Below are 18,948 nucleotides of genomic sequence, written 5' to 3'. Positions count from 1 at the left end.
GTCCAATCGAGAACTTCATGACCGTCATCAAACAGGAAGACCTGATCGAATCCGTCGCCGCAGCGCTTCAGTACATCAGCTACTACCACCCTGCCGATTACATCCAGCACCTTGCGCGCGCGTATGACGCCGAGCAGAGCCCTGCGGCCAAGGACGCAATCGCCCAGATCCTGACCAACTCGCGCATGTGCGCCGAAGGCAAGCGACCGATCTGCCAGGACACCGGCATCGTCAACGTGTTCCTCAAGATCGGCATGGGCGTGCGCTTTGAAGGCTTCTCGGGCACCGTCACCGACGCCGTCAACGAAGGCGTGCGCCGCGCGTACAACTTCGACGACAACAAGCTGCGCGCGTCGATCGTGGCCGACCCGCAATTCGACCGCAAGAACACCAAGGACAACACGCCGGCCGTGGTCCACATGGAACTGGTCGAGGGCAATACCGTCGACGTCAAGGTGGCAGCCAAAGGCGGCGGCTCGGAGAACAAGACCAAGTTCGTCATGCTGAACCCGTCCGATTCGCTGATCGACTGGGTCATGAAGACCGTGCCGACCATGGGCGCCGGCTGGTGCCCGCCAGGCATGCTGGGCATCGGCATCGGCGGCACCGCCGAGAAGGCGATGCTGATGGCGAAAGAAGTCCTGATGGACGACATCGACATGTACGAGCTGAAGCAGCGCGGCCCGCAGAACAAGACCGAAGAACTGCGTATCGAGCTGTGCGACAAGATCAACGCGCTGGGCATCGGCGCGCAGGGCCTGGGCGGCCTGACCACCGTGCTTGATGTGAAGATCAAGATGTACCCGACCCACGCCGCGTCCAAGCCAGTGGCGATGATTCCCAACTGCGCCGCCACTCGCCACGCCCACTTCGTGCTCGACGGCTCGGGCCCGACCTACATGGAACCGCCGGCGCTGTCGACCTGGCCTGAAGTGCACTGGACCCCGGATACCGAGAAGTCGCGCCGCGTCAACCTCGACACCCTGACCAAGGAAGAAGTGGCATCGTGGACGCCGGGCCAGACACTGCTGCTGAACGGCAAAATGCTGACCGGCCGCGACGCTGCGCACAAGCGCATCCAGGATATGCTGGCCAAGGGCGAGCAGCTGCCGGTCGACTTCACCAACCGCGTGATCTACTACGTCGGCCCGGTCGATCCGGTGCGCGACGAAGCCGTCGGCCCAGCGGGCCCGACGACCGCCACGCGGATGGACAAGTTCACCGACATGATGCTCGAGAAAACCGGCCTGATCGCGATGATCGGCAAAGCCGAACGCGGTCCTGCGGCGATCGAATCGATCCAGAAGCACAAGTCGGCCTACCTGATGGCGGTAGGTGGCGCGGCTTACCTGGTGTCGAAGGCGATCAAGAGCGCCAAGGTACTCGGCTTCGAAGACATGGGCATGGAAGCGATCTACGAGTTCGACGTCGTCGACATGCCGGTGACGGTAGCGGTCGACTCCAACGGCACCTCGGTCCACAACACCGGCCCGAAGGAATGGGCAGCGAAAATCGAAACGCTGAACATCCCCGTCGTCACCAAGTAAGCAATCCCTGTAGGGCGGATAAGCGCGCTAGCGCGCATCCGCCGCTTTTATCCGACTAGCCGGAAGCGTTTGCACTACCATCCAAACATGGAAACCATTTCCCTTCCGACGCCAACCTCCCCCATCGGCATTTTCGACTCCGGCGTCGGCGGCCTCTCGGTCCTGCGCCACATTCACGCGCAGCTGCCGCAAGAACACCTGCTCTACTTCGCCGATTCCGGCTTCGCTCCCTACGGCGACAAGCCCGAGCACGTCGTCGCCGAACGTTCGCTGGCCATCGCCGCGTTCCTGGTAGCACGCGGCGCCAAGGCTCTCGTCGTGGCCTGCAACACCGCCACCGTGGCCGCCATCAGCCTGATCCGCCAGCACTATCCTGACCTGCCGATCGTCGGCGTCGAGCCCGGCCTGAAGCCAGCGGCAGCGGCATCACGCAACGGCAAGGTGGGTGTGCTGGCCACCGAAAGCACACTGGCCGGCGCCAAGTTCCTGCAACTGCGCGAACAGGTCGCGCTGGCAGGCAAAATTGAATTCCTGCTGCAAGGCTGCACCGGTCTGGCCGACCAGATCGAACTGGGCGAACTGGATTCGGCTGCCACCACCGCCATGCTGGAGCGCTACATTGTGCCGCTGCTCGATCAGGGCGCAGACACCCTGGTGCTTGGCTGCACCCACTACCCGTTCGTCACGGCGAGCATCGGCGCCATCGTCCGCGCGGCAACGGACCGTGAGGTTGCGCTAATCGACACCGGCGACGCCGTGGCGCGCCAGCTCGCGCGGCTGCTGACGGCGGCTGCCTGCGGCAACCCAGGCAGCCAGGGACCGGCCAGAATCGAAGGCTTCACCAGCGCCAGCGCGACCGCGCTGTCAGTCGCATTTTCCAGCCTGCTGGGGATCAATGCGCCCGTATCCGAAGTCGAACTGGCCGGCAAATCACTAGCCCAAGTGAATCTCGACATTTAGATTTGCCAATCGATAGATATGTTTGTATAATCTCTGCCTGTCCCGGAAGCATCGGAACAGATGTAACTCAGTGGTGGCTGTAGCTCAGTTGGTAGAGTCCAGGATTGTGATTCCTGTTGTCGTGGGTTCGAGCCCCATCAGCCACCCCACAAAATTCGGTTTAAGCGCTAAGGGCTTGATTTCTAAGGGAATCGAGCCTTTTTTGCTTTCAGGGATAAAACCATCTGCTACACGGGCTGTTACACACAACCCATTGGAGCAGCTATGAAAGTCCTCACCGAAAATATCTACTTGCGCGGCGTCAAAAAGATTGCCTATGTGCGCCGCCGCATACCGACGGCCATCCGCGCCGCCTATCCCCCGAACGTTACGCACATCATCCGTAGTCTAGGCACCGCCGATTTAGCCTTGGCCAAGAGGCTCGCGCGCAAAGAACTGACTGCAATCGACGAAGAGTTCGACCAAAAGAGAGAAAAGCTGGATTTGGGGCTTGCTTCAGTAACGTCCAAGAGGATTGCAAGACTCTCGACCAAGCAGCTTGACGATACCGTTCAGTTCTTCATGCGCTCGGTCCTCCAATTTGACGAACACAAAAGGCAGCAAGAAACGACTGATGACGAATTCGACGAAACCTCCGAGCGCCTGAACTCACAACGAGCAGAGCTAGGCAGAGCTTTGGCGCAAGGAAAAGCGATGACGATGTTTCCAGCACTGCACGGGCTCTTGCACCTTTGCGGTCTCGACTATGTGCCCGATGAAGACGAAGCCAAGCGCGCTAGCCAAACGTTCCTGCGGGGCGCTATTTTGACCTTGGACCATCAAATTTCACGTCAGACCGGAAATATCGTCGACACAGACTCAGTCGCATCGCCGGTACTTCATCCGCTGCAAATCATCGCTCCTGAACGTGCGCCAACGCCTTCCGGCCTGGTGACATGGGAAAACGTCTTCAATGAATGGAATACGTTTACCGACAACCGTCCCAAGTCAACGACGATTGCATCGCAAACTCCTTGGCGTGACCTGCGTCGGTTTGCGGCATTGAGCAACGTCCTTTATCCTGGCCAGGTGACTCCGAAACTGATGAATGAGTTCGCGAAGGATATGAAGAGTCGCGGCCTGGCAGTGGATACAATCAATGAGCGCGTTTCGAAAATAAAAGGGATTTACCGCATTGCCGTAGGGCGGCTTTTACTTGACGTCAATCCGGCAATTTCGACCCTCGGATATAAGGAAAATACAGTCCAACGACGTCAAAAGCGCCGCCTTCCCTTCGACTTGGCCGACCTCAATGTGCTGCTTGGGTCCGAAATTTTCGTAGGACACGCTCGGTCTCAAGGTCAGTCTGGCGAGGCAAGTTACTGGATTCCCCTACTTATGTATTACACAGGTGCCCGTCCTGAGGAAATTGCTGGCCTTGCGTTGAGCGATTTGATTGAAGACCCTGAATACGGTTGGTACTTTAGTATTGTCGACCGCCCTACGTCTGAAGACCTTGACCTGTTTAGCGACATACCTAAAAGCCACTGTCGAACGCTCAAGAACGCGGCATCGCTGCGAAAAGTACCCGTCGCAAAAGAGCTCATTGAGCTGGGTTTGCTGCAGTATGTAAGCTGGTTACACGCGCGCGGTTCGATGGTGTTGTTCCCGACCCTAGTCAAAGACTGGCACGGGAAACTGTCGGGCTCGTTCTCGAAATTTTTCGGCCGGTATATGCGCGCGCAAGGAATCAGTGACAAAAGAAAGGTTCTCTATTCCTTCCGCCACACAATGAAGGATTTGCTCGAAACAGCGAAAGTTCCGAGCAAATACCTGCAGCGGCTTCTCGGACATACCACTGGCGACGGCGCGATGACTGACAGATATGGGTCAGACCTGCCGTTCGAAGTAACCGCGGAGCATTTCGCGCGAATTAAGTTCCCGCCCATTCCGGCGAAACCTTGGGAGCCGGGAAAGTCGTCGGTATCCCTCAAGAAGAAGACTTAACCACGCATGGGGCGAACATGAGCCGCTCAACAGTTCAAAAAGAATTGTTGGGCGGCTTTTCCCCGTCGCCCAGTACAAGTGTAAGTGGGGCAACGTCGGAAAAGGCCCTTTAAACTCTACAAAAAAATATTGCCACATGGAATTTTTTCTGGCATAGTTCATTCACTCCCCGACCGAGAAACCGAATGACAGAGCCCACAACGCGGCGCTGTTCGAGCCCTCACGCTCTAAATTCGGTTCTCTAAAAATCTGGCGAGACAGGTCTATAGCCCGGAGCAAAAACTCCCGCTGAGCCTGAAATCAAGGTGCGTTTCCTCGACGCACAAATACCCTTCCCCAACAAATACCGCCTCCCCTAGCCAGTTTCTTCTGACCAGGTTCGCACATCTACACTTTGATTTACCGAGCCCCACAGGGGCTCTTTGCATTTCCAAATCCGCACGTTGAGGTAACTCTGCCTCCGTGCCTTCAACCACTAAGGAATAGAAAATGATTAACAAAGAAGCCGTCGAAACCATGACCCAGATGCTGGCCCTCATCACCAAATACTCGAAAGGTGCATTCCCAGAAGTCGAAACCGAAGCTTCCAGCGAGAGTCGCCGGCGCGCATGGGCGGTCACATGCATGCTCGCCAGGTTCGCTGAGCTTGTCGCGAAGAGCGACATGTACTTCGTGCTTGCAGATGACCCGTACAAGACCGACGCCGAACGCAACCATTGCTACCAAATCGCGAGACAGGTGGACCGCGGGTTTATGCGTGAGCTGAGTGAATTTCAAAAGTGCGCCGAGGAATTCAAGAATGAGCCGGTCACTGGAAAGCTTAGAACCGACAACGACATCGTGCGTGAACTGGAAGTCCTCCTCCAAGACGTAAAAGTACTGCAGCAGTTCGACGAAAATCTGGTCGTAAGCCCCGGGACCAAGGTGTCGAAAAAGGAACGCGAACGGAAGGACGCAAACCGTGCGGTAATTGCGGAACAACTCGAGAACGTGAGGCTGCGACTCGAAACCACTGAAAATCTGGCCCGCACCCGCGGCATCGTCGTGGCGCTGAACCGGCACCGTACTGTAATCAAGCGTCTACCTGTTCCAAACATCAAGCCAGCAACTTCGGCGACCAAGACCAAGAAGGCCCCCGTCCTGAAACTGGTCACAACCGGGCCTGCTCCGCGGACCAAAGCCAAGACGGCGCCGTCGAAGAAATCTGCGTAGGGCCGACCATTTCGCCCGTAAGCCGGCTCAAGCCTTCTTCCGGAGGGCTTTTTTCATTCCTCAAGCACGGGGGTCTATACAAGACACCACATAGGCCACCGAGGAGACTCAATTGGATACAGAAACACACGCAGCAGCCTTAACCATGACCGCCGCGATACTTGCACTCGAGCGTGCTGGCGCGAAATGCTCGCTAATTGAAAGACATGCCGAGCAGCCTTCCGGCCGGTTCCGGCATTTGGAGACAACCGTCGAATACTCCCGAATGCCATTGCCGATAACTACCGCTTGCTTGTGCGACCACCCGGAGCCAACACACTGGCTCATGCTGGCGCAGCACTTGCAGCACCTCGCGGCGCAGTTCGCGGCTTTATCCAGCGACTGATTCATTATTCAAGAGCCTCCCGGTGGGAGGCTCTTTTATTGCGGCAAACTGCCATCCCTCCTAGCCTCGCGCCGCCGTGCCTTACTGGGCCTGGTGTCTCACCCCGCCCCCCAGCTCGCTAACGGCGTTCCTTTCAGAGGCTGGAAAATATAAACCGCAATACCTTCATTCCGTATGCACGTGTGCACGTGTGAAGCGTGGTCGCTTCCAAAGCGCCACCCAAGCCGCCAGTCACTACACGTAGCACAGGCACATCGGCTGCAGCCTCCTGAACGGGGCCGTGGCCATCATCGGACAAAAAATATGAAGGAGAAAATTTTGACAGCAAAAATAATCGCCGTCGCCAACCAGAAGGGAGGAAGCGCGAAAACCACGACGTCCCTTACCGTCTCAGGCGAGCTCGGAATTCGTCCGAGCATCGAAAATCGCAGCAACAGAGTCCTCGTCGTCGATGCAGATGCCCAGGAAACGGCTGTAGCTTGGGCACGTTCGGCACCGGACAACAGACCATTCCCAGCAACGGTAATCGGAATGGCTTCTTACGCCGGAAAAATGCATCGCGAAATTCAACGACAACTCGAAAATTATGATTACATCGTGATTGACTGCCCTCCCTCGGTCGATACGATAACGACGCAATCTGCACTTTTAATTGCGGACCTGGTCATCGTTCCAGTGCCGCCCTCGCCGGCCGATGTTTGGTCGTGTCGGGCTACGCTGGCGCTCATTGAACGCATCCAGGTCATAAATCCGGGATTGAAGGCAGTGCTCTTGGCGACAAAGATTCAGCGAACGTCCTTGTCCAGAGCCGTCCTCGACGAGCTCGCGACTTTCGAAGTTCCACTGATGAGGTCACGCATGGCACATCGCACTGCATACCAAGAAGCCATCCTCGCCGGCACGACCGTCGCTGCCCTGGGCAGAGATGCGCGCGCTGCAGCAAGCGAAGTAAGCGCACTGGTCGACGAAGTTCTCGAAATACTCGGAGGTCAGAATGACTAAAAAAGATTTCAAGGCAAGCATTGAGGCCGGCATCAGGTCACACGATACTGCAGACAAAGACCGGTTTGAAAAAGTCGATTCTGTACTTGCGAACTTGGAGGCAGAGGCGGAGAAGCAGCGCCAGGCAGAGGAGCCGATGCCGTCAAAGACGCTGGTGGTACGCCATACGTTTTCTATGTCGGATAGTGACTACGCGTTGGTCGAAATGCTTCGCAGAACGTCCGCAGCTCACGGTCCAATTCCTACGGCGAGCGATATCTGCCGCATCGGACTACACGCAATCAGCGGCTACAGTGGTGAAGAGGTCGCCGCAGCCATCGACAAACTCGAGAGACTGAGACCAGGAAAAAGGTCCTGAGGATTGATTCAATTATTCTTGATGCCACGGTCGTGACTTAGGTCGCCATCGTGGCATTTTCCTTTGGAGCCGCCCCCGTCCCCTCAAGTGGTTCAACGGGGTTGCCGCAAGTCTGCGGGCAAGACGTCGCGAATTTCAATGCGATGGTCTGACGACATGACCGTGTCACCGTTTGGGCGTGTATGCAGAAAAGCAGACGATTATCTTCCTCCGGCAACAAGACAAGTCTCGATGATGGCAGAGTGACTCCACCTTTGAATAGAGTCCGTCCACCGCCAAACGCATTGGCGAATACTGCTTCCGCCCGAAACAGCTGTGGACGGGCGCAGCGTTCGTGAACACTAGCAGTCCGCCTAGCGTTTCAGCTTCCTTTGTTCTGCTGCGATGTCTACTCGCTTTGCATTTCCATCCCACTCTTCCGCTATCCGCTCCAGCATCGCCGTGGTGCGAGACGACGATGTTTGCTCTGCCCATCTGCGATAAAGTGAAGCGAGCTCACGTTCCTGTTCGCCGCCCTCGTCGGGCGCTTTTGAATGTACACCTCTCATATTGAAGCGCTCAATTTCGATACCTCGCTCGACAATGTCAGATGCGATTTTCTCAAGCACAGAGGCAACTCCTGGTGGCGGCCAGGCCCCATTGACCGAGTCCGGTTCGGCGTGCGCAAGGAGTTGGCCTATGAATTCGTCTGCGATGTCTTCGCGACCGCTCTCGGCGGCCAACCGTCGAACTTCCAACACCCAATTGGTAAGTGTTGGCTCGTTAATGGCGCCGTTCTTGTCACCTGGAATGGTATGAAAAGATTTAAGGAGGCGGTAGGACAGTTTAGCTCTCGTCAGCTTTTCTTCTGTCGGATTGGGGTCTGGTTCCTCATGCTTGCTTACATAGACGTCGTTAAGGATAGCAGCGTATTCAGTCGGTTCTTCCGCTAGGAGAGCGTGAACAGAAAGTCCTTTGACGCTCTGCTCGATTAGCGGCAAGTAAATATACTCTCGCCGAGCCACCTCCAATAGCGTTACATCCTCCCGGCCAGCTAGCGTCTCAAACACTTCGCTAATCGCATACGAAATCATCGTATTGGCACCGCCTCCTTTGACAATCTCGGCGACAGCCTCATCAAGCAATGACAACAGCGTCTTCGAGTCCAACTGTCCCTCGCGCTTGTGTAACGAAGTCAACACTCTCAAGCTGTGGCCGGCGCGGCGGAGCTCACTGATAGCTTCATCGAACTCTTCGACAGGCCCATTCCACGGCAGCGAGCCCACTTCATTCCAGTAGGTATTTGCAACGTCTTGTCCCAGCGATTGAACAAACGCCCACGTCTCGGCATTGTTCGGCCAGTTCGCGAGGAGCCAGACCGTATCCTTCGTGGACTTGCATCGGGGAGCGATAAACATTGTGAAATAGCTGACCCAAGCAACTCCTCCGTCACGTCTCAATACACCGGAAATCATACAGGCCAAGTTGTAGCATTCACCACCTGCGGCCATGAGGTCGAATATGAGTTTATCCGCATCGTCAAATGCCAGGTCCAATGCCTCAAAAGCCCGTCCCATCTGGCCCGGCAGCTTGACTGTATTGGCCAGTCGGAAGAGTCCTTGAATACCGAGTTCGTCATAAACACGTCGAAGTTCCATCGCTCTGGCAGCCTCAACATCTTCCATAGAGGTCTTCTCGTTCGTCCCGACGAGCGGCATCCAATCATCGAATAGATGCCGTGCTTGGGCGACACTATCAGACGGGCGATGTTGGTCCAACAGCTTCTTAAGAAAAACAATTTCCTCACCCTTAAGCGACCAATCTGAGTCTGGAAAACCTTCGTGATGCGCGACGAACTCCCTGAGCCTATGCCAAAGGACGCTGCCTTCAGGATTGGAATGGAGGCTCAGGTTCTCCTCAAATACAGCGACCAAACGTGCACGGTTGGGGGGCTGCAAATTGCCTAGATGGGCAACGAGCGAAACTACACGTAGCTCTAATCCTTGCGAAAGCGCAATCGCTCGGTCCAGAACACGAGTCTCGGTGTCCCAAACCAGTCCGAACGTAATCTGTTCGGATTCAAGGGGCTTCGTGTCACGCAGGATTGGCCTCGCCGTTGGAGAACTCGTGTCATGTGCGCGGGGCATCAACAGAAGCATCAACTCCCAAGCAATTTCTGGAAGCCCTCGCACCAAGCCATCAATCGCAATAAGCCGTCGATTCAGGTCAGCATCGGTGTTGGGCGACCAAGGTATAAAGATTCGCCTCAGGCTACTTAATGGACGGTTGCCATTCTTAGAACCTTTACCTGGGTCGATACTTGCAAGCCTCCCAAGGACGACCGTCACCCTAAGCAGATGGGAGGGATTCCACGCTAAGACTTCCAATGCCCAAAGCACGTATACATGCGGGCTGGTTGCGGCGAAAAAGTAGTCATTGCCACTTGGTTCCTGGAACAGGCCGAGAGCCTCGCTAGATTGGCCCTCAAGGGTTCTCTCGAGGGCCTCCAGGAAAGGGATAGGGGCAGCCTCCGCGACAGCCGAAAGTTGCGAAAGAATTGGTAGCATCCATTGATGGTTCTGTGCGAATCCGGGAAGCGAGCGAATTACATCATCTACATACCGTTGAGGTGTTGTTCCGCTCAATCGAAGCCCGCCAACCTCCGGCATGACAGCGAACAGCCTAAGGGTATATACCAGGCCATCTCGTAGCCATGTGCTGTAATCTGCCGGCGCTCGATAGCCAAAAGAAAACTTCTCTTCGGCGCTTGGTTGCGCTACTTGATGACCAAGAACGCGAATCGCAGCCACCTTGAGACGCATGAGGTCATTCTCATCGACGAGGTGCCCATAGTGCGGGAAAGCGTCAACAGCTGCGCGGACTTGCCAAACTTGCGCCACTTTGTCAAAAGGTGGGTCACACATGTTCAGAGTCTGCCGAATTGGCGCCTCTACCGCCACGTAATCCGTCCCGCCGCCGAGACTCGCGACGACCTCCTTGTCGAGTTCCGAGTCGGTAGTCCATCCGCCGGCTAACAATGCAGGTTTAAGTGATGCCGCCAAGTGCTCCCATTCAGCTGGCGCCGCGATACCGGCCGCCGGACGCAGTCGGCGAAGAATAGTAAGACTTCGACCGCACTTAAACGCCAAATCGTAGCCTTCTTGCCGGTCAATGTTCATAGACTCCATTGCCTCGGCCATAGCGCTTGCGGTTGGTCTCTCGAGAGTGGCAATTCCCTGTCGATTGCGCTGCTGACCGGTCGCCGCAGTGAGCGTCGGGCCTTTCTGTCCGAGAGAACCACCGAGGTCTTCAGCACCTTTCCAAATGAGGAAGGTCATGTCCTTCATTCCCAACAGGAACTGCGCGGCGTCGTAGGTTTCAACAACCATTGTCCGAGCCTCGAGCATCTTGCGAAGCTCCACTGGCGCTGTTCGAATCACCGCTATGGCAAATGCAATAACCTCCTCCGCCGAATCTGCACCCAACGTGAAGTTCTGTGGACCGCCGCTCAGCACATGAAGAAGTTGCTCAGCTTCCCTTTCTCGACCACAGAGCAGCATCTTTTCTGAAAGGGCTGGTTTAAAGCTCTGGCTATAGCGCTCCCAGAACTCATCCGTACTTAGCGCGCCATTTCGAGGAGCCTTCTCAAGAACGGTTTTCGCATACCGTGCTGCGACCGCCGGCTTTTCTTCGAGCCACTGGACAAGAGCGGTGCCGTCAATGAAATAGACTTCTCGCCACTTTTCTTCGGCCTCGCGTTCGGCCAACCACGCGACGAGAGTCTTCTTGGGTGTATCCCAGGAATGCAAATTCAGCATCACGAAAGCGTTCTCGGCCATCACGTCTGCGGAGGTGCTTAGAGTCCGCTTGTCATAGTCACCCTGCGCTTTACTCTTGCCAGTAGGTGTCGTGCCGAACTCCCACTTGGAGTGCCCGGCTGGGACTCTCGACACCGCTACTGTTGTCTCTAGGTCACCATCAAAGCCGCGAAGAGTTCCGGCACTCTGACCAGGGAACCTGAACTTCGTCACATCTGCGACGGTCGCACGAATAAGGTCGCCGACGAGGTCTATAAAGAGCTCACGGGCATCAGTCCTGCGACTCCAAGTTTTCAGGTCTTCGTCGGTAATCCATCGCATGTTTCATCGCCCCTTTAGTTGGTATGGGCTGTGGGCCCTCAATTCGACTGGTTCCTGACAGTTGGTGTCGGCTTCCGCCCCATCACGCCCGCAGTACCGACTATCCGTAATTATCCACCACCTATCCACCGCCCGGTCTCGATGGCCAGCAATGAGTCGCGCCCGCAGTCTCCCCCATCGCACGGCGCCAGACCTCATGAGGAAAGTACCCTCGCTTCGTGAGCGCACCATAGAATTCATTTCCTCCGAGGGCCTCAGTAAGCACGACGACCGGCGTCAGGCCACCCTTGAGTTCAATGGAAATCCTATCCGACGAATACAGTCCGTCATCAGTAAAGCAAACGCGCTCGATTTGCTCCCAGCGAAAAGACTGATTCCACGTTGTGTCCATCTGGCCATGTGCGGCGACCCGGACCTCCTCGTCGTCAAACGTCACAGAGAGGAGCTGGTCCATCGGCTGCGGCCGGCGGGCCTTCCACCATGAAGAAAGTCGCACGAAGATTGGCATCAGCGGTCCCCATTCAGATTTGTTGGCAGCGCCAAGTCGCACTGAATGTTACCGTGCCATGAGAACACAATGGCAACGTGTTCCCATTGGACGATACCCGAGCCTCACCGTATTCGCATATGGGCGGATGCACATCCGCACATATGCCGGTAATGCGGTATGACCGTCATACTGGTAACGGTTGCAAGAGGTCGACGACGTCAACACCTAAGGCGCCGGCGATTTGCTCCAGCTTATCAACCGAAATGTTGTTCTTCCCAGTCTCAACCTGGGACAGAAACGTCTGAGAAATACCGGCGGTCGCCGCCAAAGTATCTTGGGGAACTCCGCTCTTCTTCCTCAGTTCGCGGAGGTTGTAGGCAATGCGCTCACGCGCTGATGTTTGATTTTTTTGACTGCTCATAGCGGCGGTAGCATGGCGTCAAATATTATGCTAGTCTATTAAATATATTTAATATTGGGAACGCTCAAGGAAGCCGACTCCCCAACGTTTCAGCTCGAGGGTTAGTCAGAGCAAACACAATCTGGACTATCGGGCCGCCCCGTCGCCTCGCTAAATGAAACAGGAGAGCCTGATGTCAATTTCGTTATTCAGCGCCGCGCTTAACTCCCAGCCCGAGCAGAATCTGATGCCAAGCAACTGGCCAATCGAAGTTTTGATTATGTGGTGTCGAACACTGGCCCTGCACGGTGACCGGGCTTTCAGCCCGCGCCAGAATGAGGAGCTCTACGCTGCGCTCGGCTTATACGTTGAACGAATACTTTCGCAACAGGACACAGAACGCTTGCGCATCTTTCGTGACAATAGTGACTTGATGTTTGACCAGTTGGTAGCTGAGCTCGACGAAGCTATTCGCAATGAGCTGATATCCCAAACAATTCACTACGGGACTGGCCGCGTCTCACTGGAAGACCTCTTCCACGCTCACTTCACGGAGAGGACACTTTCGCAAGAATGCAACGACCTCGACCGAAAATGACCGAACCCAACAGCACACGACCAGCAACATGCAGGTACTTCAAATGCCTGCGCTGCGGCTGGATGCACATTGGTATCCAGCCGAATAACGCCCAAGAGCAGGTACGCCAGGCTGAAGCGTTCTACGTCGTCGCGAGCAAAATAAACCGCGTGACGACCCGAGGGCCGGACGCATATCTTGAGTGCTACGAGCGCTGCTATTGGTGCGGCGCCGCAGCTTCAGACTTCATACCAATTCGAGAATGTGACGTGCCCATTTCAAGCTCGTCCATAGCTGAAGTCATCATGCCAGAGCTCCCCACGTTTCGCGACCTACAGCTCAACTACGAGCAAAAATTCGAGGTATGGGCATACGTCGCTCGATGCAACGACGCGGGCGTGCCGTGGGACACAATCTCGCTCGACCGCCTGCTCAGCGACCTACTAAGCGACGAAGATGGTGACAATGACTGACATCACGGTTCCCGACGACTTCCCCCGGCCAAAGCACTTGGGTGCGGTGCCGGGCGTCCAACAGAAATTCCTGGCGATTGAATACAAAGGCCGCTACTACACCCCTGGCTGCACGCCTCCCGAACTTCATGAGCGCTGGCAGCACTGCATGCAACTCGTACCGCAGTTCGTGACGAGCTGCATTGAAACCAAAGCTGGGAAACGCAAGGACATGGCAGAGGCCGACATACTCGACCAATACCTGGTGCGCCTTATTGAGGCGAAATGGGTCAGTGAAGACGAAGCACGCTGGGTGATTCGTGAGACCGCGAAACTACTGGGCTGGCCGGCGCCGGAAGCTGCACATGACAACTGACGACTTCGAGCCGTTTCGCGGGCTCCCGCTCACGCGAGAGCAAGACGCAGAGATACGCACTTACATTGCGCACAAAATCGCGATTGACGAGCCTTGGGACACGCTCGGCCTCAGTTGCATGTTGAAGGACATGCTCAACCCTCGCGAGCCAGGAGACGAGTGCCCATGAGCGACAACGTCACAATTGCCCCAACAGTCTACCTTGGAATTTCGGGTGTCTTGCACCCGAGCGAGTCTACGTACAACCTTATTCATGGGCGGTCGCCCTTAACGGATGGGCACTCCAAATATGAAAGCGCGCCGGTCCTCGAGCATGCCCTGGAGAATTGGCCGGAAGTGGAACTTGTCCTGACATCGACGCAACCATGGGCACACGGTCTTGAATCAGTGCTTGAACTCTTAGGCCCATCGCTCGCCGCGCGCGTAGTTGGCTACACCTATCAGGACCTGACCACCAAAGTCACGCGCGGAGTAACCACACGCAGCGGCACAATGCGAGCATTGCACATCTCAAACGAGGACTACTGGCGGATGTCCAAATCGGATATCGTCGCGACGCACGTTGAATGGCGCAGACCGGACCGCTGGATAGTAATCGACGACGAAGACATCTTGTGGCCGCATGATGTGCGTCGTGACCGGCTCGTTCTGACCGACGGTTGCGTTGGCCTGCAAAGGGCGGAGGCGCAGGACCGGCTGCGAACAGTGATGCACATGAATTTCGGACGAAACACAAAATGAAAAATCTCGGCGAGTTCAACTGCCCCAAATGCGCCTGGGTTCATGCCGGAATTTCCAGGGTCGACGCTATCACGGCGGTCTCTGATTTCAATGCATATTTTGCGACGCTGAGTCTGAGGCCGCAGACTTCAATTGGCAGAGAGCCAACATCGCTTGAGATAGGTGCTTCAGGTGCGGCGCGCCTGCTTCCAGCTTTTTGCCGGCGATGCATAATGACGCGCCAGGTGGCTGCACGTTGCAAGTCGTGATTGCGCCGCATGTGCAACGTCGCGCCGACTAGAAGGATTCAAATATGCGCCCAGTAGTCATTTGTGATTTCGATGATGTGCTTGCGGTTCACCGAGAACACAACTCTTTTCAGGTGCTGGAGGCGTTCAAACGAGCAGCGCTCGACGATGCTCCGGCCCTTTGGAAATTTCTCTTTGACGCTTCTGCATGCAAAAATTTGCGAACGTTGTATGAGGAATTCGTTCCTGAGTTTGTCATCAGCTCCTCTTGGACGTCGTTCCTCGACCGCACGCAGATTAGCGAAGTGTTACGGCGCACAGGACTCGCGTTTGTCGCTGAGAATTTGCATCAGGATTGGTGCACCCCGCGCGACGAAGGTTCGTACCGGCTGACAGAAATCGACGGGTGGCTCGACCTGCACGCGCTCGGCACACCGCTACCGTACGTCATCCTCGACGACCACTTAAGTGGCCAATCCTTGCCCGGCTCCCACCTTGAGGAACGAGCAGTGCTTTGCGATGCTTGGGTCGGATTCACACATCCAAAACTGCGGTCGGCCCAAAAAATTTTGCGTGGCCAACTGCGGTGACCAGCTGCCGCGCCGCCAACGCGAGGGCCGCTACGTACCTCCGAAAAATGTCAGTCGGGCGCCGTTACATTCAGCCCGGCGCGGACACCGAGCGCAATCCGAACCATGGCTGCGATGTCTCCCGAGCCCTGGAGCAGTTCCGGCGCCATTCCTTGCGCCTTCAGTGCAGCTTTCGCCGCACAGAAGCCTGACTCCAGCAATAACAGCTCACCATCGTTTGTGACGACCTGAATGCAGTATGTCCAGCCACGGTCGGTTCGACGATGATGGTTCGCCTCTCCTTCGAATAGCACATCCCCGGGCATCAACTCTTCGTCGCCCCGATTAATACGGTTCGCTTAACCAGAAAGTGGCCGATGCGGAGATGCGTCGACCGCCTTTCAATGCAATCAAATCCAGCGTACGGAACACGAATGTCATTTGCCCCCAGTACTTCGACCGGAAGAGGCAGTGCCTGGCCCCCGCGAACAATTTTCGCCCAGTGGCGGCAGCGCGAGTCAAGGGGCTTGAAGTATATTTGGCGGAAATTCGTGATGATTAATTTCGGCGAGCGCGGCGCATGTGACTGCCTTGCTGAACTATAAGGAGCGAATTGCTGCGGAATTGTGGGCGCCAGCCCCGGCCAGTAGGTTTTGGCCGTATGAGCGTCCTCCGAAGTGATGGTGCACCGGCAAGAAGGCTGTAGCGCATAATGTCAATTTCGCCATGCTGCGCTGTGCTTGCAATCTCAGCACACAAGGTTGTGCTGGCAAGTCCAAGCGCCCCACCGAAAATAGAAGGTATCAGGAACGCTACAGTCAAAGAACTTGAAGAAAGCATGGACGATGACGCAACATCAGATTGACTCCAATGGGTTGCGTGCTGAGCTACGAGCCCTGCCTCGCGGCACCCTTCTCCTTATCGCCGAGCGGGCCATTGAACTCGTAACCCGGGACCAGTTGGGCGCATTGCTGGGCGATATCGTGCAACTCAATGTGGACTCTACCGACGCCCGTTCAGACGACGCCGCAACCAACGTTGTGCCATCACTGCTCGACCAGGTGCGTTCGTTTCACAATATCGCCATGGGCGGGGAGTACTACGAGCAGGTTGAAGACAATCGCAAGGGCCGACGGGAGCAGTCAGCAGGCACGGATGCATTTATCGCTGAATTCGACCGCCTGATGCGCAAGTGCGTCACTTCTTCGGAAAATACTGGGCCGAACACGGGTGATAGTTTTGCGCATGAGGTACGAGATTGCTTCGCACTGTTGTTCGCATTGCTCTGCCACATCGACAAGGGGAACGACGACGTATTAGCGTTCTCAGACGATGGCAGCTCGTCTGATGTTGGGGTCAATTGGGGCGTGGTAATGCCGGCGTATTTCCAATGCCTGGCCAAGACAGAGGCGTCATCGCCAGGAAATTTTGCGCGCGCCGTGAATGAGGCCATCTCGAAGTTTTCAGAGCACGACCGAACTCGCTATATGGATGCCGCACATACAGCCGCAAATAGAGCTCACGAAACGCAATGATGAGCAAGTAAGCACTGTTGCAGCTACCATGACGGAGTCGCTCATTTCCGCAGGCCACAAATAGAATGAAATCAGTCCATCAGAATGAGCAATTACGGCAAGCGCTCTATTCCCTCTATGTTTCGCAGTTCCAGGTCTTGAAGAATTTTCCGACCGTATTTACAAGGGCCGACGCGACAAGGATGTTGACCGGAATGATGGGGTCTAGACCTTGGTCTTGGAGAGTCATCGGTATCACCGACGCTGCGCTCGAAATCTTTGCCTCAAATGAGTTCAAACGACAACCTGGCGCCATCCAGCGTGGACACCGCGCCGACCGCTCAAGCACGGCTAAGGTACTTTTCTACGACAGAGACTTGCCGTTCGCGCTAGAAGAATTCTTCGCTGTATTCCTCGAGCGGGACCAGACCGTGTTGATGACAAAGGAAGAGAATAAGCACCGCCCTGGTGGACAATTTCCTGCTTTTTCTCCGATTGACCCAACCGAGGAACTCTTTCCCTGCGGCACATTGGTAGGTTGACAGCATCGAAAGGCCGAAGTCGATTTCCTACGCCGTCTCCACACCGAAAAACTAGCGTTTAGGGGAAAGTGAGAGGGAGCCGTGCAGCATTCGCTCCTCAGTCGCACGCGCCTCTTTCATCGTGCTCCCCGGCAAGTGGTTTTTCGGCACAGTTCGCTCATCAAGAAAATCTCAAAGGTCCGTTTCAAAACATGGCTACGACATACAAATGGCGGTTTGCTCCCCGGTTCCGTCGCAATGCGTTCGGTTGGAAGTCAGATACGCCCATCCAGCGCATTAAAGAGGCCCTCACTGAAATTAAGGCAATCGCCAAGAAGGAGCCGGTTCTAGCCGGCGAGGGCGCGGTGCTGTTCCTGGAGAAGCTGGCGCCGGCTATCGAGCAGGTTGACAGCAGTTCCGGCGGGATTGGTTCTGCGGTCAACCGAGCAATCGAGACCCTCGTGCCAATCATCGCGAAGGCCGACGTCAGCCGCGCTGTGCGCGAGAAGTGGCTGGACCGTCTTTGGGACGCGCTCCAGGAAGACGACATGCCCTACCTCGAGTACTTGGGGGAATTTTGGGGCGAGCTGTGCGCGACGCGCGAAATCGCATGTTATTGGGCTGATTATTCGTCGCCGACGCTGACGACAATGTGGGACCACTGCGCGCGCACTGGCGAGTATGGCTACTACAAAGGGACGACAGCATGTCTGAGCGCGCTCTACGCGTCTGGTCGTCACGAAGAGCTGTTAAAGCTGATTGCCAAGTCTGAATATCGACACAAGTCGTGGCATAACCGAATATGGGGTGCCAAGGCTCTAGCTGCTTCCGGCAAGCCCGCAGAGGCCATCCGCTACGCTGAGGAGTCGAAGGGCCTGAACGCGCCTCTGGCGGCCATTGCGGAGTTCTGCGAGGGTGTTCTGTTGCACTCTGGGTTTGCGGATGAAGCGTACGCGCGCTATGCCGTTGAGGCGACCTACGCGACGACCAACCTGGCCACGTTCAAGGCCATCGCCAAGAAATACCCGGATAAGCCGCGGGAGGCCATTTTGCGGGACCTGGTTGCGAGTCAGCCTGGCCAAGAGGGGAAGTGGTTCGCCGCGGCAAAGGACGCCGGATTCTTCGAACTGGCCATCGAGCTGGCGAATCGGAGCCCGTCAGACCCGCGGACGCTGATACGTGCCTCTAGGGACTTCGCGGTGGAGAGACCCGAGTTTGCGCTGGCTGCTGGCATGACCGCGCTGCGCGGTATCACCGATGGGTGGGGCTACGACATTACGGGCAGCGACGTGCTGGACGCGTACGCGGCAGTGTTGGCGGCGGCCGGGGCGGCGGGCGTGGATGAGAGCGTTGTGAAAGCGGATGTACGGGCGTTGATTGCAGCAAACCCCAATGGCGGCCAGTTTATCCAAAGAATGCTGGAACGGCAGCTGGTTCATTAAATGTGTGGCGCTTTCGCCGGTAGGCAGGATATACCTTGCTCCCAGCGGCGAAAGCGCTGGGAGCAACCGAA

17 protein-coding genes and 1 tRNA gene are annotated in these 18,948 nt (G+C 56.2%); 15 read left to right on the top strand and 3 right to left on the bottom strand.

Annotation, left to right across the window (positions count from 1 at the left end; genetic code table 11):
- Nucleotides 1-17 precede the first annotated feature (17 nt).
- From I4X03_RS04585 to I4X03_RS04555, 7 genes are all read left to right on the top strand, one after another.
- The gene (locus I4X03_RS04585) at nt 18-1,547 is read left to right on the top strand and encodes a fumarate hydratase (protein WP_223466394.1); all 1,530 of its coding nucleotides are present in this window, start codon (nt 18-20) and stop codon (nt 1,545-1,547) included.
- Between the two features lie 87 nt (nt 1,548-1,634).
- The gene (gene murI, locus I4X03_RS04580) at nt 1,635-2,507 is read left to right on the top strand and encodes a glutamate racemase (RefSeq protein WP_223466392.1); all 873 of its coding nucleotides are present in this window, start codon (nt 1,635-1,637) and stop codon (nt 2,505-2,507) included.
- Between the two features lie 73 nt (nt 2,508-2,580).
- Nucleotides 2,581-2,656 (top strand) — tRNA-His (locus I4X03_RS04575).
- 115 nt (nt 2,657-2,771) lie between these two features.
- The gene (locus I4X03_RS04570; protein WP_223466390.1) at nt 2,772-4,493 is read left to right on the top strand and encodes a site-specific integrase; all 1,722 of its coding nucleotides are present in this window, start codon (nt 2,772-2,774) and stop codon (nt 4,491-4,493) included.
- Between the two features lie 489 nt (nt 4,494-4,982).
- Nucleotides 4,983-5,705: a hypothetical protein gene (locus tag I4X03_RS04565; protein WP_223466388.1), complete on the top strand. Its 723-nt coding sequence runs from the start codon at nt 4,983-4,985 to the stop codon at nt 5,703-5,705.
- Nucleotides 5,706-6,393: 688 nt separating this feature from the next.
- Nucleotides 6,394-7,092 (top strand): ParA family partition ATPase, encoded by a 699-nt coding sequence (gene parA / locus I4X03_RS04560; protein WP_223466386.1) that lies wholly within the window; start codon nt 6,394-6,396, stop codon nt 7,090-7,092.
- On the top strand, nt 7,085-7,450 hold the full coding sequence (locus tag I4X03_RS04555) for a hypothetical protein (RefSeq protein WP_223466384.1): 366 nt from the start codon (nt 7,085-7,087) through the stop codon (nt 7,448-7,450). Before parA ends, I4X03_RS04555 begins: the two co-directional genes overlap by 8 nt.
- A gap of 353 nt (nt 7,451-7,803) precedes the next feature.
- Here the strand turns inward: I4X03_RS04555 and I4X03_RS04550 are convergent, their stop codons facing one another.
- Both I4X03_RS04550 and I4X03_RS04545 read right to left on the bottom strand, forming a co-directional pair.
- Complete coding sequence (locus I4X03_RS04550; protein WP_223466382.1) at nt 7,804-11,568, bottom strand: hypothetical protein; 3,765 nt, start codon at nt 11,566-11,568, stop codon at nt 7,804-7,806.
- Between the two features lie 674 nt (nt 11,569-12,242).
- Nucleotides 12,243-12,479: a helix-turn-helix domain-containing protein gene (locus tag I4X03_RS04545; RefSeq protein WP_223466380.1), complete on the bottom strand. Its 237-nt coding sequence runs from the start codon at nt 12,477-12,479 to the stop codon at nt 12,243-12,245.
- A gap of 172 nt (nt 12,480-12,651) precedes the next feature.
- Between I4X03_RS04545 and I4X03_RS04540 the strand changes: the two genes are divergently transcribed.
- The 5 genes from I4X03_RS04540 (at nt 12,652) to I4X03_RS04520 (ending at nt 15,421) form a co-directional block, all read left to right on the top strand.
- A complete protein-coding gene (locus tag I4X03_RS04540) occupies nt 12,652-13,056 on the top strand; it encodes a hypothetical protein (RefSeq protein WP_223466377.1) in 405 nt (134 codons plus the stop codon).
- On the top strand, nt 13,053-13,508 hold the full coding sequence (locus I4X03_RS04535; RefSeq protein WP_223466374.1) for a hypothetical protein: 456 nt from the start codon (nt 13,053-13,055) through the stop codon (nt 13,506-13,508). The genes I4X03_RS04540 and I4X03_RS04535 overlap by 4 nt, the downstream gene beginning before the upstream one ends.
- Nucleotides 13,501-13,863: a hypothetical protein gene (locus I4X03_RS04530; RefSeq protein ID WP_223466373.1), complete on the top strand. Its 363-nt coding sequence runs from the start codon at nt 13,501-13,503 to the stop codon at nt 13,861-13,863. The genes I4X03_RS04535 and I4X03_RS04530 overlap by 8 nt, the downstream gene beginning before the upstream one ends.
- A gap of 165 nt (nt 13,864-14,028) precedes the next feature.
- Nucleotides 14,029-14,604, top strand: coding sequence for an HAD domain-containing protein (locus tag I4X03_RS04525; protein ID WP_223466371.1), 576 nt, complete (start codon nt 14,029-14,031; stop codon nt 14,602-14,604).
- Nucleotides 14,605-14,896: 292 nt separating this feature from the next.
- Nucleotides 14,897-15,421: an HAD domain-containing protein gene (locus I4X03_RS04520; RefSeq protein ID WP_223466369.1), complete on the top strand. Its 525-nt coding sequence runs from the start codon at nt 14,897-14,899 to the stop codon at nt 15,419-15,421.
- A gap of 50 nt (nt 15,422-15,471) precedes the next feature.
- Here the strand turns inward: I4X03_RS04520 and I4X03_RS04515 are convergent, their stop codons facing one another.
- Nucleotides 15,472-15,726: a hypothetical protein gene (locus tag I4X03_RS04515; protein ID WP_223466367.1), complete on the bottom strand. Its 255-nt coding sequence runs from the start codon at nt 15,724-15,726 to the stop codon at nt 15,472-15,474.
- A gap of 501 nt (nt 15,727-16,227) precedes the next feature.
- Here I4X03_RS04515 and I4X03_RS04510 point away from each other — a divergent pair.
- The 3 genes from I4X03_RS04510 (at nt 16,228) to I4X03_RS04500 (ending at nt 18,877) form a co-directional block, all read left to right on the top strand.
- Nucleotides 16,228-16,935, top strand: coding sequence for a hypothetical protein (locus I4X03_RS04510; RefSeq protein WP_223466365.1), 708 nt, complete (start codon nt 16,228-16,230; stop codon nt 16,933-16,935).
- A gap of 65 nt (nt 16,936-17,000) precedes the next feature.
- Nucleotides 17,001-17,456 carry a hypothetical protein gene (locus tag I4X03_RS04505; protein WP_223466363.1) on the top strand — a complete coding sequence of 152 codons (456 nt, stop codon included), beginning with the start codon at nt 17,001-17,003 and terminating at the stop codon, nt 17,454-17,456.
- A gap of 191 nt (nt 17,457-17,647) precedes the next feature.
- Nucleotides 17,648-18,877 (top strand): hypothetical protein, encoded by a 1,230-nt coding sequence (locus I4X03_RS04500; protein ID WP_223466361.1) that lies wholly within the window; start codon nt 17,648-17,650, stop codon nt 18,875-18,877.
- Nucleotides 18,878-18,948 lie beyond the last annotated feature (71 nt).

It is taken from the genome of Massilia soli (genome assembly GCF_016809835.1).
GTDB classification, from domain to species: Bacteria; Pseudomonadota; Gammaproteobacteria; order Burkholderiales; family Burkholderiaceae_D; genus Telluria_A; species Telluria_A soli.
Note: the sequence above shows the minus strand (reverse complement) of the source record. Positions and strands in the feature narration are given on the sequence as shown.

What these genes read in the sequence shown, in the direction of transcription:
- I4X03_RS04570 (WP_223466390.1), top strand. Translation starts at nt 2,772, where the DNA reads ATGAAAGTCCTCACCGAAAATATCTACTTGCGCGGCGTCAAAAAGATT.
- I4X03_RS04555 (WP_223466384.1), top strand. Translation starts at nt 7,085, where the DNA reads ATGACTAAAAAAGATTTCAAGGCAAGCATTGAGGCCGGCATCAGGTCA.
- I4X03_RS04535 (WP_223466374.1), top strand. Translation starts at nt 13,053, where the DNA reads ATGACCGAACCCAACAGCACACGACCAGCAACATGCAGGTACTTCAAA.
- I4X03_RS04525 (WP_223466371.1), top strand. Translation starts at nt 14,029, where the DNA reads ATGAGCGACAACGTCACAATTGCCCCAACAGTCTACCTTGGAATTTCG.
- I4X03_RS04515 (WP_223466367.1), bottom strand. Translation starts at nt 15,726, where the DNA reads ATGCCCGGGGATGTGCTATTCGAAGGAGAGGCGAACCATCATCGTCGA.
- I4X03_RS04585 (WP_223466394.1), top strand. Translation starts at nt 18, where the DNA reads ATGACCGTCATCAAACAGGAAGACCTGATCGAATCCGTCGCCGCAGCG.
- I4X03_RS04530 (WP_223466373.1), top strand. Translation starts at nt 13,501, where the DNA reads ATGACTGACATCACGGTTCCCGACGACTTCCCCCGGCCAAAGCACTTG.
- I4X03_RS04565 (WP_223466388.1), top strand. Translation starts at nt 4,983, where the DNA reads ATGATTAACAAAGAAGCCGTCGAAACCATGACCCAGATGCTGGCCCTC.
- parA (WP_223466386.1), top strand. Translation starts at nt 6,394, where the DNA reads ATGAAGGAGAAAATTTTGACAGCAAAAATAATCGCCGTCGCCAACCAG.
- murI (WP_223466392.1), top strand. Translation starts at nt 1,635, where the DNA reads ATGGAAACCATTTCCCTTCCGACGCCAACCTCCCCCATCGGCATTTTC.
- I4X03_RS04550 (WP_223466382.1), bottom strand. Translation starts at nt 11,568, where the DNA reads ATGCGATGGATTACCGACGAAGACCTGAAAACTTGGAGTCGCAGGACT.
- I4X03_RS04540 (WP_223466377.1), top strand. Translation starts at nt 12,652, where the DNA reads ATGTCAATTTCGTTATTCAGCGCCGCGCTTAACTCCCAGCCCGAGCAG.
- I4X03_RS04505 (WP_223466363.1), top strand. Translation starts at nt 17,001, where the DNA reads ATGAAATCAGTCCATCAGAATGAGCAATTACGGCAAGCGCTCTATTCC.
- I4X03_RS04520 (WP_223466369.1), top strand. Translation starts at nt 14,897, where the DNA reads ATGCGCCCAGTAGTCATTTGTGATTTCGATGATGTGCTTGCGGTTCAC.
- I4X03_RS04500 (WP_223466361.1), top strand. Translation starts at nt 17,648, where the DNA reads ATGGCTACGACATACAAATGGCGGTTTGCTCCCCGGTTCCGTCGCAAT.
- I4X03_RS04545 (WP_223466380.1), bottom strand. Translation starts at nt 12,479, where the DNA reads ATGAGCAGTCAAAAAAATCAAACATCAGCGCGTGAGCGCATTGCCTAC.